Origin of the sequence: Lysinibacillus sp. FJAT-14222, from assembly GCF_001278875.1 — a bacterium.
Lineage (GTDB): Bacteria > Bacillota > Bacilli > Bacillales_A > Planococcaceae > Lysinibacillus > Lysinibacillus agricola.
The window spans coordinates 43267-59662 of the sequence record NZ_LIYL01000065.1 but is presented as its reverse complement, the minus strand read 5'-3'; the positions used below and the strand labels follow the sequence as shown (position 1 = coordinate 59662).

Below are 16396 nucleotides of genomic sequence, written 5' to 3'. Positions count from 1 at the left end.
AGGGAGGAATAAATCGTTATTAAGTCATAAGTTTGTTCTAATTGTCGTATTATGCATTCTGTTCAGTGTGACAATAATCGTATCTCTTTTCTATGGTTCGAAATCCATGAGTTATGAAATGATGTAACAGGCACTTTCTCATTTTGATTCAGAGAATATGGAGCATTTAATCATTCAAACATCGCGCCTTCCGCGTGTGATAGGGGCGCTATTGGTTGGCGCCTTCATGGCGGTATCAGGAGCTTTAATGCAGGGGATGACAAGAAATTTTATCTTGCCTCCCCTTCGATTATGGGCGTGGCCGCTGTTTAGTAGGGATTGCCTTTAGTTCAGGCTTTGGGGTCATTACTCTTTATATTTCATTAAAGATGGACCCACAAGATTTTGAAATGGCGACTGTTTGGTTATCAGGCAGCCTTTATAGTACGACTTGGATTCATATATTAACGGCATTGCCATGGATAATAATTTTAACGCCAATCATTTGGTGGAAATCGCACAGACTTAACCTATTAAATTTGGATGAGGTATCAGCCATAGGAATAGGTTTAAATAAAGACCGGGAAAGAATGATTTTTCTTTTATGCTGCGTCGGGTTAGTTAGCGCATGTGTATCTGTAGCAGGAAGCGTTGGATTTATTGGCTTAATTGCCCCTCACATGGCTAGAAGACTAGTCGGTATTCATTATAAATATGTAATACCTGTCTGCGGAGCAATCGGCATGCTTATGGTGTTAGTCGGGGATTTTATCGGAAAGACGATCTTTGCTTCAGCTGAACTGCCTGTAGGCATTGTGATCTCCGTTATTGGTGTTCCTTATTTCGTATACCTGTTGTTTAAAAAAAGAAAGTAGAGTAAAGAGAGAAGGAAGCCACTCGTTGTACAAAAAAAGAAGTGCAGAAGAAATTGCAATTAAAATTAATCTGCTAAGACTAACGACAAGCTTATAACAAAATAAAATTTTAGGTGGATTATTTATGTCATTAACAGTAGAAACACAGCAAACAAAAGTGATTAAAACTACTCCAATATTAATTTCTTTCTTAATTGCTGGTTTCATTGGATTGTTCAGTGAAACGGCTTTAAACATGGCTCTCGGGGATTTAATACAAGTATTTTCTATTAGTTCTTCCACGGTTCAATGGCTGACAACAGGTTATTTATTGACCTTGGGGATATTAGTTCCTGTCTCGGGTCTCTTACTTCAATGGTTTAGTACACGTCAAATATTTATTGTGTCATTGATTTTTTCAATTATTGGGACACTAGTCGCAGCTCTTGCACCAAGCTTCGAAGTATTAATGTTTTCTCGAGTGATTCAAGCTATAGGTACGGGATTATTGCTGCCTCTGATGTTTAATTCGATCTTATTGATTTTTCCCGTCAATAAGAGAGGTGCAACAATGGGACTAATAGGGTTAGTCATTATGTTTGCACCCGCAGTTGGACCCTCAATCTCAGGATTAATTCTTGAAAAACTGACTTGGCATTGGATTTTCTGGGTTTGTTTGCCTTTTCTGATTCTTGCGTTGATATCGGGTATAGTGTATATGCAGAATGTATCAACCATAACTAAACCCAAAATTGATCTATTATCTATTATTCTATCTACGATTGGTTTTGGAGGAATTGTCTATGGCTTTAGCAGCGCGGGTGAGAATGGCTGGGGAAGTACGATTGTGATCACGATGATTATTATAGGTCTTGCTGCACTTACCTTGTTTTCTTTGCGACAATTAAAAATGGATAAACCGATGCTTGATTTACGTGTATTAAAATATCCAATGTTTACTCTAGGTTTATTGGCCGTATTTATTTGCTTCACGGTAATAATGTCCACGATGATTTTGTTGCCATTATATTTGCAAACAGGACTAGCATTGACTGCATTTACCGCGGGGCTTGTTTTGTTGCCAGGTGGTGTGCTGAATGGATTAATGTCCCCAATCACAGGTCGTATCTTTGACAAATTCGGACCAAGAGGACTTGTTATACCTGGATTTGCAATCATGCCTATCATGTTATGGATCATGTCAAACGTTACCATTGAAACGCCGGTTAGTATGGTGATTGTGATGCACTCCATTCTATTTTTAGGTGTATCGATGGTTTTGATGCCTGCTCAGACAAATGGACTAAATCAATTGCCTAAAAATCTTTACCCAGATGGTACTGCTTTAATGAATACATTACAGCAAATGTCGGGAGCAATTGGCACTGCAGTTGCGATTACGATTATGTCCGCTTCTCAGAAAAGATATATGAACAATATGACTGATCTATCTGACCCTTCTTCAATTAGAGCTTCATTAACAGCGGGAGTACAGGACTCCTTTATATTCACTCTAATTATAGCTATGGTTGGTTTAATTATTTCCTTCTTCATCAAATCTTCTCGCGTTAAATAGTAGCTGACATCATAATGCAAGGATAAAAATAGAAAAACATCTGCAAATTCTGTATTGTTGTAAATCCTAACCAAACAAAATCTTTGGTGAATCTGTTATAAGGATAATCAATTATGCAGTTAATTCAACATGTAAGTTCTAAAAATTTACAATACCATTTGTATTAGAAAGAATTAGAGCTGTAGGAATCTATTGAGAAACTCCCAAGATGTTGGGGAATTACAGGACTATAAATCAGCTTTAGATCAATAAAAAAGACTGATCTAAAAATTACCACTTCTAAAAAAGAACGTTTGTGCGTATAATATATACGAACGAACGTTCTTTTTGTTGCGGAGGGAGTAAAAACAATGAAAGATCAGTTAATAAAGGGGATGCAACACAATCAGTTAGTAAATATGATGTACATTTCAAAGTATGGAGTCATCACGAAAAGGTATACCAAAATAATTAAGATAATCAATAGCGCACTTTTATTTTCGATAATGTTCTTGTTATTGTTCCATGTCTATAAAGAACGAGGGATGATACAGAGCTGAATGTTTTTATTAACAAAATTGATAAGAAAATTATGAAGGATGGATTGGGGTATTTTATTGATCAGTTAAGTATAATCTCTCTTGCAAGTGCATTAGAAGAGAATAATTTGCTTTATAAAAAAAGGTAGATGCGATTCAATTTGTGGAAGTTAATCCTTTCAGTAGGGACATAGGTAGAAATTGAAAGTCTAGATATAGTGATTAGCCAATTTTAAAAATTGCGAGAGGTAATGGGAGGAAACTACGATGAGAGAACAACTGATTAAAGCTATGCAGCGCAAACAATTAGTGAACATGATGTATGTAGCAAAAGATGGTTCCATAACAAAAAGGCGTGTAAAAGTCATTAAAATTGTTGGTGATTCATTTCAAGCATTTTGTTTTACAAGACATGCAAAACGTACTTTTTTGATCAGTAATGTTCTAGCCGTTATTCCTTTTGTTAGTAAGGGGCGTGAAGTTGTTTGAATTATGAGAGTATGCCCAATAGACCTATTATGTGTATCGATATGAAATGCTTTTACGCCAGTATCGTAGCGATGTTACATGGGCTAGATGTTTTAAAAACGCCAGTTGCAGTAGTAGCAAATTTTAACCAACCAGGTAGCGTAGTGCTTGCTGCATCCCCCTTAATGAAAGAAAAATTTAGTATCAAAACTGGTAGTCGTCGTTATGAAATACCTAAACATCCTGACATTAGATTGTTTGAGCCTAAAATGAGTTTCTTTATTCAAATGTCGATGACGATTACAAAATTGATCTCTAATTACGTCCCAGTTGATGCTATACATGTGTATAGTGTAGACGAAAGTTTTGTTGATTTAACTGGCACTGAAAAGCTTTGGGGTTCACCTGAAGAAGCGGCTAAGGAAATACAAAAGGCTATTCTTGACCAATTTAATATACCTAGTGCAGTAGGTATGGGACCAAATATGTTAATAGCCAAATTAGCTTTAGACCTTGAAGCAAAGAAAACAGGCTTTGCTAAATGGACGTATGAAGATATTCCAAAGAAATTATGGCCAGTTCGACCCCTTTCTAAAATGTGGGGAATCGGTAAACGGATGGAAGCAAATCTCAATGCTATAGGGATACAAACAGTCGGTGGTTTGGCTAATACAGATCTAAAAGAATTAGAAAAGCGCTTTGGTGTAATGGGCAATCAACTCTATTACCATGCATGGGGAATCGATTTATCCAAATTAGGGGAGCCGTTAATAACAAACGGAGCTTTAAGTTTTGGGAAGGGCCAAATGCTGATGAGGGATTACCATACACGTAAAGAGATCTCTGTAGTGCTCCTTGAAATGTGTGAGGATGTAATGAAGCGAACGCGGGATGCAGGTTATGTTGGTCGTACAATTAGTATGGGTCTTTCTTATAGTCGAAACGCTATGACCAAAGGATTCCATCGATCTAAAACGATTGAAGTCCCAACAAGCGAAACACTTGTGATGTATAGAACTTGTATTGAATTACTAGACGAACACTTTGCAGGAGAGCCTGCACGTCAGTTATCAGTTAGAATATCCAACCTGGAAAGAGAGCATAGTATCCAATTAGATTTATTCGATGATCGTAAGCCACAGCGTCAAATAATCGGTCCTACAATGGATGCAATACGCAACAGGTTTGGAGCTACCTCAATATTAAGAGCGGTTTCTTTCACAAAAGCGGGTACAGCTATTAATCGAGATCGCTTAGTTGGTGGTCATTTGGCATAGGAGTGATTTATTTATGATACAAGACAGAGGTAATATTAAATGGGCATCGTTGATGTTGCCGGAGCATTTAGAACTTCTTAGAGAGTATAAACAAGAGCGTACAGAACAGCCAAGAGAATTGACTGAGTGGGAACTGGAAGAACTACAACAAACAATTGATCAAGCTTTTAATCAGCAATTGGACATAAAATTAGAAGTGTGGAAGGACTACAAAATCACACAATGGACTGGAATAATTAAATCGATGAATACTAATGAACTCATACTTGAAACACTACTTAACACGAAAAGTATTCCAATCCAAAGTATTCAATCGGCCCAACTGGATACTGATTATTATGATTAAACCCGACGAAAGACAGTTACTTCATAAGTATCTTTTATTAGAGCTAGCAGTTAAATCATTGCAGGTTGACTATTGTAAATTAGAGCAATTTAAAATGAAAACGGTATTTCTTCCAATGATGGATTCATTGCTAAAGGATTTAAGACAAGAATATTTTAACCTCAAACGAGAACTTGCACAAAAACGTATACGAGTAGTAGGCTGGCAGCCAGTAGATGAATACTTTAGTGACGTGCAAGTTGCCACTGCAGGTAATGATGTAGTACTTCGTTATGCAAATCAAGCCCTTAAATCACAGGTGGAAAAGTTGTTGATTAATCATATAAGTGTTGCTTTAGAATAAAGATTGATTAAAAAGTTTTCTTCAACCTTTATTTATTAGCAAATGCAAAAACTCCATTTTGAAAAATGATTGATCAAAATGGAGTTAATCGTTCTAACTAAGTATGAGATTTTTATAAAAATGATCCTTATTCAACTAAAGCTCCCTGTTAGTTGAACAAGGTTTTGGAGTTTCAGCCTAAAAATCCAATTATTTAGCGAAGTTCCTCTACCTTTACCTTTAGTTTTATATCCATAGGAAACCCTTCTTCTTCTACTAGGTAAGATATGACATAAGCACCTTCAGGGAATCCGTCAAATACCTTCTCATAACTTTCATTACTTTTTAAAACACCATTTGCTATATTTGTTTCTTTATCTAGATTTTGAACTTTGTATAAAAAGCTTTCAGTACCAGTATTTAATAAGGTTATTTTAAATGGACTATCACCAGAATGAGTAAAATAAGATTCACTTTGACCTATAGGAGACGCTATCTCTTCATCAATCGCAAGAGGATAAAAACCTCTTATTGGTTCTTCTTTCCCCATATCCGTGACATTTAAGATAACAGGTTCCTTTTTTACAACTTCTGTAACTTCTTCTGACGCTACTTTTAAAGATGGTTCTTCTGTTTGAGAGGAAAATGCATCACACCCTGATAAAAGTATAATAAAAGTACTTATACAAGCTATTTTATAACTTCTCATAACTTCTCCTATCCAAATAGTTAATAGTTATAATAATACCATAAATTTCAGGTTATTATGACATCTCCCACTGATTTGACTACGTATAATTAATGTGAATTACATTTCCTTTTGGTGGATACCTCGTTTTCTGAATATGTACTATTTGAGTATATAACATGTTCTCTCAATTTTCTCTCTAATGAGACAAAAAGGGGCGAAAGCACTCCTTTTTCTTCTTATTGACAAACCTTCTTGTCACAATTTACTGATACAGTAAGTTGGTGAACCAAAGAAAGAAGTTAAAGCCTCCGGACGCAATTATGCCTCGGCAAAGTTGATTTGATTAAAGGGTTTTTAATCGAATGTATTGAAAAGAATATACATACTATAGTCTGGAGGGGTTAAAATGATTTTCGAAATGACTACTCAAGTACGCGTATCTAATATCAAAGAAGGGCAAAAATGGTATGAAACACTGTTAAATAAGAAACCGGATTTCATACCACACGATGGTTTTGTAGAGTGGGAACTCATACCTGGTTGTTGGTTACAAGTAGCAGAGGGGAATCTTACTGAAGGAAACGGTCCTTTACGTTTAGGTGTTACAAATATCGAAGCTGAAAGAGAAAGACTTATAAAAGAACTTAACATTGATAACTTTGAAATTTACTCAAGACCAGAAGTTTCAGCTAAATGGGGAACATTTACGGACCCTTGGGGAAATCATCTTGGATTTTTTGAATACATGGATAAGACTGAAGAACAAGCACGGATAAAAGCTATTATCGGAAAAGCGGAGGTTTAGGTATTGTATTAAAGGGGCTTTACGTCAAGGGGTTTTTTTGATTTGGTGGTGTTTATTGGGGAATCGTTTTATTTTTTGTGATATTTTTCTACAACTTTTTAAGACCAAAAATGAATTTAATAGAAATGAAACTAGTAGAATCCACTTTGACTCAAAATCGTGTCCTTTGAAGTGTCGGTTCGACCCCGACAACCGGTATCTTTAGGTTTATTTACGTTACGATTAAAAAGTTTAGAAAGTTCATAAACCTTGATATGATAGGGTTTATGAGCTTTTTATATTTCCTGAAAATACGATAAAAAAAGATAAAAATTGATTTTGTTTTAAACAAATATTACACATAATCAAATTTGTTTTACACAAGTTTTTACACAAGCTGTTATCCAAAAAGGGTTTTATGAAAGATTGTAGAATTCTTTTAAAAAATATGTTCAAAGGGGGATGAAGATGGAATTTAAGAATTATTTGATGCAGGAGTATAATATTAGCGAAAGTTCTGCAAAGGACTATGTAGGGCGTTTTAACGGTATTATCAATAGAGGGTTGTATAATGGAGAAGATAAAATGACTAACACTCTAAAAGAAGCTATTGAAAAAGAATTTCCAAATTCAAAAAACCATTATTTCCTTACACTTGAAAGGTATATTAAATATAAAAAAGAGAATAAACTAAAAGCTCATGTTTAGAAAAACAAACGTGGGCTTATGATGAATTAGTGTACTTGTGCAATATGAGATGTTAATTACTACTTGTTATACATTTCTGTAAAAGTTTCGAATGCTAGTTGATCATTTTCTTCAATTGTTTCTTTTATAGTAAAACCTTGATACATCAACGTTTCATAACAATCAAATATTGTGCGGCTCATTCTTGTAATCTTGGACTGAGCCGCACATGCCATTCATGATAGATTAAGAGCTGTATATTATTAAGGAGGATTTACATGATTAGACATGGTGGAGAACTAGAAATAGAAAAATACAATTTTCATTTTTCTGAAAATGAGTGTAGTGTTAAAAGAAATGGCAAATGTTTCTTTGATAATGAAAACGAAAAAAAATATTCAGAACTACCGGATACACCTGAGCGTAAACAGCGAGGGGATTACATGTACTGTCCTTATCTAGCAAAAACATGGCTGCATGGTACAAATCAAGGAAGTTTTAATCCTATCAAGATAAATGATGAAATGCAATTCGAAGATGGACGTCATAGATTTTGTATTACTCACAAATTAAACCAACCATTTATTTTTATTGATTCAGCAGTATATAAAAATCTTGAAAATATAAGTGGGAACTTAGAAGATGAAATTCATTTGGAATCCTTGAACATCATTAATGAAATAGAAGAGAACATAAAGCCTATTATAAGTGAATTTCCTGATGAATTATATTACAAATCACTTGAAAGTTTTCTAAATGCACGTGACCAAGCCTGTTCTATGTCTAAGGAAATAACTAAAAAACTCCTAATTAATATATCAAAATTAAAGTGTCCGAAGTGTGAGGCTTTTTTACCGATATCGGCTAGAGACATACGGAAAGGAAGATTTTCCTGCACAGATTGTGGTGAATCTTACACATTAATTGTTAAAGAGGACTTGTTTACATAACTTAATTTTCTATTCTTTTGTAACAAGGAACAGAAATGGGATAGGTAAAAATAAACCTGTATAACTCAAAATAAAACTGCTCATATTTTTATTACATTGGTATACAAGAACTGTCTTTAGCTACGGCATTTTATTTTGTCGTAGTTTTTTCTTTGTACATTTTTTAATCACTTTATTTTGAAGAAGTTATCAATAGCTGCTACGACTTCTGGAGTTTTTCTACGAGAGTCGAGAGAAATCCTGTTTTTACTTTATTCAGAATATTCAATAAATGTATTGACTTAAAAAAGAATGTCATTTAGAATTTGATTAAATTCCGATAATAGGAATATGTTACGATAATCGGAATAAAGGGGTGTGGATTTTGAAAGAAAGGCTTTACATTGATGGATGTTGGGTAGAGGCTGAAGTTTATGCCGATTTGTATTCACCTTTTTCAAACGAGAAAATTGCAGAGATTCCACAGGCTTCTTTAGAGCAGGTTGATGATGCTATCCGAAGTGCAGTGAAAAATAAGCATGAGATTGCTGAGATGACAACCTATGAACGAGCGAGAATTTTAGAGAGATTAACAGTATTGCTTACTGAAAAAAGGGATGAGGCAGCTACATTAATTGCTCTTGAATCAGCTAAGCCTTTGAAAACAGCATACGGTGAGGTTGATCGTACGATCGAAACATATAAGTTTTCGGCAGAGGAAGCAAAAAGAAATGTTGGAGAAATCATTCCGATGGATGCTGCGAAAACAGGCGCGGGCAGATTTGGTTATACACAAAAAGAGCCTATAGGAGTTGTTGGGGCTATTACGCCATTTAACTTCCCAATGAATTTAGTTGCACATAAACTAGGTCCTGCGATTGCTGTAGGTAATAGCGTTATTTTAAAGCCAGCTACTCAAACACCGTTATCTGCTTTCTTTATAGCAAGACTTTTAGAAGAAGCTGGCTTACCAAAAGGAGTTCTCAATGTTGTTACGGGCAGAGGTTCCCTTGTAGGAGACCGCATTGTAACGAGTGACAACGTAAATATGATTACATTTACAGGTAGTCCAGAAGTAGGGAAAGAAATTATTGCCAAAGCAGGTCTAAAAAAAGTGAGCTTAGAATTAGGATCCAATGCAGGCGTCATTATAGAAGATGCACCAGATTTACAGAAGGTTGCCCACGAGTGTGTAATAGGAGCTTATTCAAATCAGGGACAAGTTTGTATCTCCTTGCAGCGAATTTATGTGATGGAGCACTTATATGATGAATTTTTGGAACATTTCCGTAGTGAAGCAGCCAAACTTGTTTGTGGTGATCCGCTAAAGGCAAATACTGATGTTTCTTCACTTATTTCAGCTAAAGATTTAACAAGAAGCATGAATTGGATTGAAGAAGCTAAGCAACAAGGGGCTAACGTGTTAGCAGGGGGTATTATTGAAAATAATGTATTAGTTCCAACTATTTTAACGAATGTTGCCACAACATCAAAAGTAAGTTGTCAGGAAGTATTTGCACCGATTGTAACTATAACACCGATCGAGTCTATTCAAGAAGGAATTGCTCAAGTAAATAATTCTAAATATGGATTACAAGCAGGTATTTTCACACAAAACATTCATACTGCATTTGAAGCTTCTAAAAAGCTACAAGTTGGTGGGGTGATGATTAACGATATTCCAACATACCGTGTAGACCAAATGCCGTATGGTGGTGTAAAAGAAAGCGGTAACACTAAAGAAGGTATTAAATATGCAATGGAAGAAATGACAGAAACAAAATTAATCGTATGGAATCAAAATTAATGGAGGATATATGATGGTACTTAAATATGAGAGAAACAATAGTGGTAAAACAACAAATGCTATGCGTATTGCATTGTCATTAGAAAGACACGGGGTCAAATATCTTTTCGGCCAAAGCAACCCGCCTACTGTAACATTGGCATGCGAAGATATTGGCATTGAGCAAATCGGCTACCGTCAAGAAAATGCAGGGACATATATGGCGCAAGCATATGCGATGTGTACAAATTCGATCCCAGTCGTTACTGCACAGCATGGACCAGCTGCAACATTATTAGTAGCAGGCTTAGCAGAAGCGCTAAAAGCATCTTATCCAATCGTTGCTTTAGTAGAGGAAGTTTCAAGAAACGATGAAGAGAAAAATGCTTTCCAAGAAATAGATCATTTAGAGCTATTTAAAGGAGTATCAAAATGGATTAAGCGTATTCCAACTGAGGCTAGAATAGAAGATTATATTGACATGGCATTTAAAACAGCAGGATCTGGGCGTCCTGGGCCAACGGTATTATTATTACCAAAGGATATTATTACAGATTCGAATGAGTATCCCATTAATGAAAGAAGAACGCAAAGCTATGGTACGTTCCCATTAGATCGTACAATTGCAGATACATCTAAAGTTGAGTTAGCTGCTGAATGGTTAAGCCAAGCAGAAAATCCATTTATTTATGCGGGTGGTGGCGTCATTTCTTCCAACGCCATGGATGAGTTACGTGCTATTCAAGAAGAGTTTTCGATTCCTGTTGCTACTACAACAATGGGAAAAGGTGCAGTTGATGAAAGGCATCCATTAACGATTGGACCCATTGGTTATTATATGGGTAAACGGGGAGTTAGCACACATTTAAAGCCAATGGTACAGCAAGCAGATGTCATTTTACTAGTCGGCAACCGCACAAATCAAAATGGTACAGATAGTTGGTCATTGCTCCCTGAAAATGCTAAATACATTCATATTGATATTGATCCAATAGAAATAGGTAGAAACTATGAATCATTAAGACTAGCTGGGGATGCTAAATTAACTTTACAAAGCTTGAAAATACAATTACAAAACAGATCTGTAGAGAAAAGAGCGAGTAAACGAGCTGCGATTGAACAACAGATACAACAGTCTCGCAAAAAGCATCAGCAAGATATGCAATCAATTGTTACACAAACGACAGGCAAAATTAAGGTAGAAAGATTTTTATATGAAGTAGAAAAGAGTTTAACAGATGACCATATTGTTGTAGCGGATGCCAGTATTTCTTCTGTTTGGAATGCCAACTACTTAACGGCAACAAAAATGCGTAAATTTATTTTCCCGCGTGGCTTAGCTGGTTTAGGATGGGGCCTGCCAATGGCAATGGGGGCAAAACTAGCAAATCAACATAAGAAAGTATTTTGTCTTGTTGGTGATGGAGGATTTGGACACGTTTGGAGTGAGCTTGAAACATGTAAACGTCTTGGTATTCAAGTAGTAGTAGCTGTAATTAATAACGGTATTTTAGGTTATCAAAAATATGCGGAAAGCGTGATGTTTGGTAGATACACAAATATATGTGATTTTTCATTTGTTGATCATACTAAAGTAGCGGAAGCTTGTGGTATTACGGGTATTCGAGTAGAGAAGATTGAAGAAATTGCACCAGCCATTGAAAAAGCTTTTAGCTCAAATGAAAGCGTTGTCATTGATTTGGTGTCGGATGATCATAACATTCCTCCTGTTGGAGTTATGGATTCATTACAAACAAATGCGTAAAGCAAAGGAGCATTGGAAATGAAAAAATTAGAAGGCAAAGTAGCAGTTGTCACAGGTGCAGCACGAGGAATAGGACGTTCCTATGCATTAAGGTTAGCACAATTAGGAGCACATGTAGGAATAATAGATGTGGACTTGAAGTCGTATCAGCATTTTGAAAAAGAGCATATCGGTGAGCAGTATGAAACAGTTGTCGATGAATTGTTAGAGCATGATGTAAAAGCAATTGGTGTAGAGGCAGATGTATCGAATGAAGCTGCTGTTCAAGCGGCTTTTAATAAAATTGTTACTCACTTAGGCGAAGTAGATATTTTAGTTGCCAATGCTGGTGGTGGGACAGGAGCTATACTTGAAAATAAAGCATCTGAAATTGACTTGGAGCAGTTGAAAATAGTGTACGAGCGCAACTTTGTCGGAACAGTGAATTGTGTCAAAGCAGTTGCAGGCGGTATGAAGAAAAAGAACTACGGGAAAATCGTCACAGTAAGCTCTGTTACTGGATTACAAGCAACAGAAGGAGGCACATACTCACACTACGGTTCTACAAAGGCCGCAATCGTTTCTTATACAAAATATCTGGCACAAGATTTAGGACCATATAATATTACAGTTAATGCAATTGCACCAGGTTATATTGCTACTGGTCGCTTAATTGAGCAATTTGAAAAAGCAGGCGCTGAAACATATACAAACCAAACCGCTTTAAAACGTTTCGGGACACCTGAAGATTGCGCCAATGTCATTGAATTTTTAACAACAGATCTATCCGACTATGTAACAGGGAGTGTTATTGATGTTACAGGCGGTATAACAAAATAGCAGCTGAGGATAGCTGACAAAAGGGGAAATCATTTTGAAAGCATTAGTGAAAGTTGGCAAAGGGCAATTAAACGTCCAAGATAGACAAAGACCTACACTTGAAGAAAATGAAATACTCATAAAAGTCAGTCATTGTGGTGTGTGTGGAAGTGACTTGCATGCAGCTCACCATGCTAAAGGTTATGAATTTGTACCTAAGGAAATTATATTAGGCCATGAATTATCTGGAACTGTAGTAGAGGTTCATCCTGCATCAAGTAATGAATATTTGCTAAATACACACGTTGTTGTTGAACCAGGTGTGATTTGCTCTCAATGTGAACAGTGCAGACAAGGGAGGCAAAATATTTGTTCAAATATTCAATGCCTTGGTTTGCATTTTGATGGCGGAATGGCTGAATATGTGAAGGTAAACGCTGCTTCAGTCCATCTCATACCTGAAAATTTGCCCTTTAAAATTGCTGCACTTGCCGAGCCTCTTTCCGTTGCGTTACACGCTGTTGAAAAAGTATCAAATGATATTACAGGCAAAAAAGTGTTAGTCCAGGGTTGTGGCATCATTGGTTTCTTTGTAGCGATAGCTGCTAAAAATGCAGGAGCTTTTGTTACTGTTTTAGGCTTAAGAAGAGATCGCTCTGTTCGTTTAAGTGCCATTGAAAAGTTTGATATTGCAGTTGAAATCGTAGAGGATCCTTTAGAAAAAAGAAATGACGCGGATATTGTTTTTGAATGTTCGGGTTCCTCATTGGCTGCGCAACAAGGAATATCACGACTTAAAAAAGGTGGCTCATTTGTTGTAGTTGCTTTATATGAACAGGACGTTGCATTACCGTTAAATGTGATGGTGAGAGGTGAAATCAACCTATTACCAAGCTATGGCTATTATAGTAATGACTTTGAAAAAGCATTTAATTTATTAGTTTCTTATAAGGAGCAATTTGCAGCAATCGTCGCCGTGTATCCTTTATTGAATGGCGCTCAAGCCTTTGAGGATGCTAGAAAACAAAAAGTCTTAAAATCTATGATAGCAATGTAAAAATAGAAAGTAGATTACGTATCATGAAAGGGGTAAATGGTATATGGTATCTATAAATACAGTTACAGGAAAGCTAAATATTAATGATTTGGGTTGTACACTTGTACATGAACATTTATTATTACGATCTGAAGTAGTGACGTTTCAATTCCCACATTTATATGATGAAGATGTAATTTATAAAAAGGCTGTGGAAGGTGCGAATGCTGTAAAATCACAAGGAGTAAAAACAATTTGTGATCCAACTGTTGTAGGAATGGGAAGAGATGTGCGATTTTTAGAGCGTGTCTCAAATGAAACAGATATGCAAATAGTAACAGCCACAGGTATTTATTCATTTACAGATATTCCTTACTATTTCCAAAATAGAGAAATAGATCATATGGCAGAAGCATTCATTCATGATATTGAAAAGGGCATTCAAAATACAAATATTAAAGCGGGGTTCCTTAAATGTTCTGCAGATGCACCTGGTCTTACACCAGATCTTGAAAAAGTATTTCGTGCTGTTGCACGTGCCCATAAAAGCACTGGTGTGCCTATTATGACACATTCTCATCCTGAAACGGAAAATGGCTTGAATCAACTAGCTATATTTGAAGAAGAGGGTGTGAATTTAAAATCTGTTATGATTGGTCACACAGGTGATAGCACAGACTTGAATTATATTCATAAGATTTTAGATAAAGGCGCTTATATAGGAATGGACCGTTTTGGACAAGGACCTCTTCCAGCTGCAAAAAGAAATGAAGTGTTATTGCAATTATTGAAAGAAGGCTTAGAGAAGCGCATATTCTTATCACAAGACTATTGCTGTAATATTGATTGGTATACGCAAGAATCAATCGATGAAATTATTCCAGGTTGGTCTATTCGTTTCCTAATTGATGAGATTCTTCCGCAGTTGCGAGAAGAAGGTGTTACAGATCAACAAATTCATACGATGATGTATGAAAATGTTCAAAATTGGTTTAGTGGAATTTAATCAATCAGTTTGGTTATAATTGAATAAATAGGAGTGTCTATAATAAAGAATCAAGTTCGCCAATTTTAACGGTGGCTTGATTCTTTATTTTTATGGTAACATATAAGGATTAGCAAAATGTGGATGTTCCCAAATTGATTTTTCTAACATAATTAATGTAAAAACGATATTGATTACATATAATCTTTACTATAATAAGCCATGCTATAGTCTTCAAGTATGCTTTAAAAGTAATTTACATATAGGTCAATGGAATATTAAAAGAAGGTGTTTGGATGAATAATACAAGTAAAAGCTCGTTAGTGGCTGAACGTGCGTTGAGTGCTCTGATGCTATTTGCGAGTGAACGATCTTTAGCTGTGTCGGATGTGGCAAAAGGGTTAAACATTAGCTTGACTTCGGCTTATAGATTAGTTGAAGCGCTAAATAATACAGGTTTTATTAAACGAGAAGAATCGAAAAAATATATTTTGAATCCACCGAATATTCTTAAATTGTATAATATGGTAGAGCAAGATCTTCGTAAAATTGCAAAGCCCTATATGCAAAAGTTAGCTAAGGAATTTCAAGAATCAGTGTATTTAAGTGTGATGTATAGTGACCAAATGACTTATTCATTTGTGGAGAAGGAAGAAAGCCCGATTACTTTGAAATGGGCTGAAAAGCTAGGCTATGTATATAAACTACCGACGGGAACAGCTGGAAAAACCCATCTTGCGTATTTTATAAAACAACTTAATCTACAAGAGCGAGCAAAAACTTTAGCAGAACTAGAGCTGGATGCACATACGAAAAATAGCATTATAACGATAGAAGCACTTGAAAAATCGTTAGAAGAAATTTGTGAAAAAGGCTACTGCTATACGAATAGTGAGCATGTGCAAGGAGCTATTGGTATATCGGTTCCGATTATTAATGCGTCAAATGATGCGACAGTAGCGGTATTAAGTGTGTTTATGGCAGAAACGAATTTTAAAGAGAATCAATTAGATTATTATTTACAAAAATTAAAAAGTAATGCGCAAAATATTGGTAATTCAATTTTATAAGAACTCAAAGAATTATACCGGTACTCTGATCACACCTTTAATTAGTTTGAACACAGTACTATTAAAGTGAGGATTTGTTCGGATTTGAGTTTCTTTAGATTAGTAGAAAGCGTAATTGCGCAACGTTCTCCAAAATTACTTGAAGACCTTGTTATAAGTAGGTCGATATTTCCTTGAACGCTGATATCATTAAAACTATACATAACTATTAATATATTAGAAAATATTGGAGGCCTTTGACATGTTAGCGAAGATAAAAGGAGTTAAGCTTCTAACGGAATACAAGAATCCAAATTATAAAGTAAAATTAGAATGTGAAGATGGTAGTGTACTACTCATTAGATTTGATTATACGTATGCTACGAAGAAATATATGCCTTTAGAGGTTTATCATAATGGTGTTTCTAAAGGGGCTAAATTGGCATGGTATACAAGTGAAGTTGAGAAGATGACAGTAAGTGAGTTTTTAGACAAAATTGCTACTAAAATAAACAAGAAATATAATTTCGAATTGAAAAAGTAAAT

At 35.5% G+C, this 16396-nt stretch carries 17 protein-coding genes and 1 pseudogene; 17 read left to right on the top strand and 1 reads right to left on the bottom strand.

The window, feature by feature from the left end:
- Positions 1–106: 106 nt before the first annotated feature.
- The 7 genes and pseudogenes from AN161_RS30880 to AN161_RS26280 form a co-directional block, all read left to right on the top strand.
- Positions 107–300: pseudogene (locus AN161_RS30880) on the top strand (iron chelate uptake ABC transporter family permease subunit); the annotation flags it as partial.
- Between the two features lie 68 nt (positions 301–368).
- Positions 369–854 carry an iron ABC transporter permease gene (locus AN161_RS26305; protein ID WP_053597264.1) on the top strand — a complete coding sequence of 162 codons (486 nt, stop codon included), beginning with the start codon at positions 369–371 and terminating at the stop codon, positions 852–854.
- Between the two features lie 124 nt (positions 855–978).
- Entirely contained in the window at positions 979–2409 is a 1431-nt protein-coding gene (locus AN161_RS26300; RefSeq protein WP_053597263.1) for a DHA2 family efflux MFS transporter permease subunit, read from the top strand.
- Positions 2410–3194: 785 nt separating this feature from the next.
- On the top strand, positions 3195–3416 hold the full coding sequence (locus AN161_RS26295; RefSeq protein WP_053597262.1) for a transcriptional regulator: 222 nt from the start codon (positions 3195–3197) through the stop codon (positions 3414–3416).
- Positions 3413–4672, top strand: coding sequence for a UV damage repair protein UvrX (locus tag AN161_RS26290; RefSeq protein WP_082340448.1), 1260 nt, complete (start codon positions 3413–3415; stop codon positions 4670–4672). Before AN161_RS26295 ends, AN161_RS26290 begins: the two co-directional genes overlap by 4 nt.
- 13 nt (positions 4673–4685) lie before the next feature.
- A complete protein-coding gene (locus tag AN161_RS26285) occupies positions 4686–5018 on the top strand; it encodes a YolD-like family protein (RefSeq protein WP_053597261.1) in 333 nt (110 codons plus the stop codon).
- On the top strand, positions 5011–5361 hold the full coding sequence (locus AN161_RS26280) for a hypothetical protein (protein ID WP_053597260.1): 351 nt from the start codon (positions 5011–5013) through the stop codon (positions 5359–5361). The genes AN161_RS26285 and AN161_RS26280 overlap by 8 nt, the downstream gene beginning before the upstream one ends.
- Before the next feature lie 193 nt (positions 5362–5554).
- Here the strand turns inward: AN161_RS26280 and AN161_RS26275 are convergent, their stop codons facing one another.
- Positions 5555–6049 (bottom strand): hypothetical protein, encoded by a 495-nt coding sequence (locus tag AN161_RS26275; protein ID WP_053597259.1) that lies wholly within the window; start codon positions 6047–6049, stop codon positions 5555–5557.
- Positions 6050–6437: 388 nt separating this feature from the next.
- On the opposite strand from AN161_RS26275, the gene AN161_RS26270 reads away from it, so the two are divergent.
- The 10 genes from AN161_RS26270 to AN161_RS26225 all read left to right on the top strand — a co-directional run bounded on the left by AN161_RS26270 (position 6438) and on the right by AN161_RS26225 (position 16394).
- Positions 6438–6836, top strand: a complete 399-nt coding sequence (locus AN161_RS26270) for an ornithine monooxygenase (RefSeq protein WP_053597258.1) — start codon at positions 6438–6440, stop codon at positions 6834–6836.
- Positions 6837–7283: 447 nt separating this feature from the next.
- On the top strand, positions 7284–7523 hold the full coding sequence (locus AN161_RS26265) for a hypothetical protein (RefSeq protein WP_053597257.1): 240 nt from the start codon (positions 7284–7286) through the stop codon (positions 7521–7523).
- 257 nt (positions 7524–7780) lie between these two features.
- Positions 7781–8452, top strand: a complete 672-nt coding sequence (locus AN161_RS26260) for a hypothetical protein (protein WP_053597256.1) — start codon at positions 7781–7783, stop codon at positions 8450–8452.
- Between the two features lie 364 nt (positions 8453–8816).
- On the top strand, positions 8817–10238 hold the full coding sequence (locus AN161_RS26255; protein ID WP_053597255.1) for an aldehyde dehydrogenase family protein: 1422 nt from the start codon (positions 8817–8819) through the stop codon (positions 10236–10238).
- A gap of 10 nt (positions 10239–10248) precedes the next feature.
- Complete coding sequence (locus AN161_RS26250) at positions 10249–11982, top strand: acetolactate synthase catalytic subunit (RefSeq protein WP_053597254.1); 1734 nt, start codon at positions 10249–10251, stop codon at positions 11980–11982.
- An 18-nt stretch (positions 11983–12000) separates the two neighbouring features.
- Complete coding sequence (locus AN161_RS26245; RefSeq protein WP_053597253.1) at positions 12001–12801, top strand: SDR family NAD(P)-dependent oxidoreductase; 801 nt, start codon at positions 12001–12003, stop codon at positions 12799–12801.
- A 34-nt stretch (positions 12802–12835) separates the two neighbouring features.
- Positions 12836–13837 (top strand): alcohol dehydrogenase catalytic domain-containing protein, encoded by a 1002-nt coding sequence (locus AN161_RS26240; RefSeq protein WP_053597252.1) that lies wholly within the window; start codon positions 12836–12838, stop codon positions 13835–13837.
- 43 nt (positions 13838–13880) lie between these two features.
- Positions 13881–14822: an aryldialkylphosphatase gene (locus AN161_RS26235; RefSeq protein ID WP_053597251.1), complete on the top strand. Its 942-nt coding sequence runs from the start codon at positions 13881–13883 to the stop codon at positions 14820–14822.
- Positions 14823–15097: 275 nt separating this feature from the next.
- Positions 15098–15871, top strand: a complete 774-nt coding sequence (locus AN161_RS26230; protein WP_053597250.1) for an IclR family transcriptional regulator — start codon at positions 15098–15100, stop codon at positions 15869–15871.
- Positions 15872–16112: 241 nt separating this feature from the next.
- The gene (locus AN161_RS26225) at positions 16113–16394 is read left to right on the top strand and encodes a hypothetical protein (RefSeq protein WP_053597249.1); all 282 of its coding nucleotides are present in this window, start codon (positions 16113–16115) and stop codon (positions 16392–16394) included.
- The last annotated feature ends 2 nt before the right edge of the window (positions 16395–16396 follow it).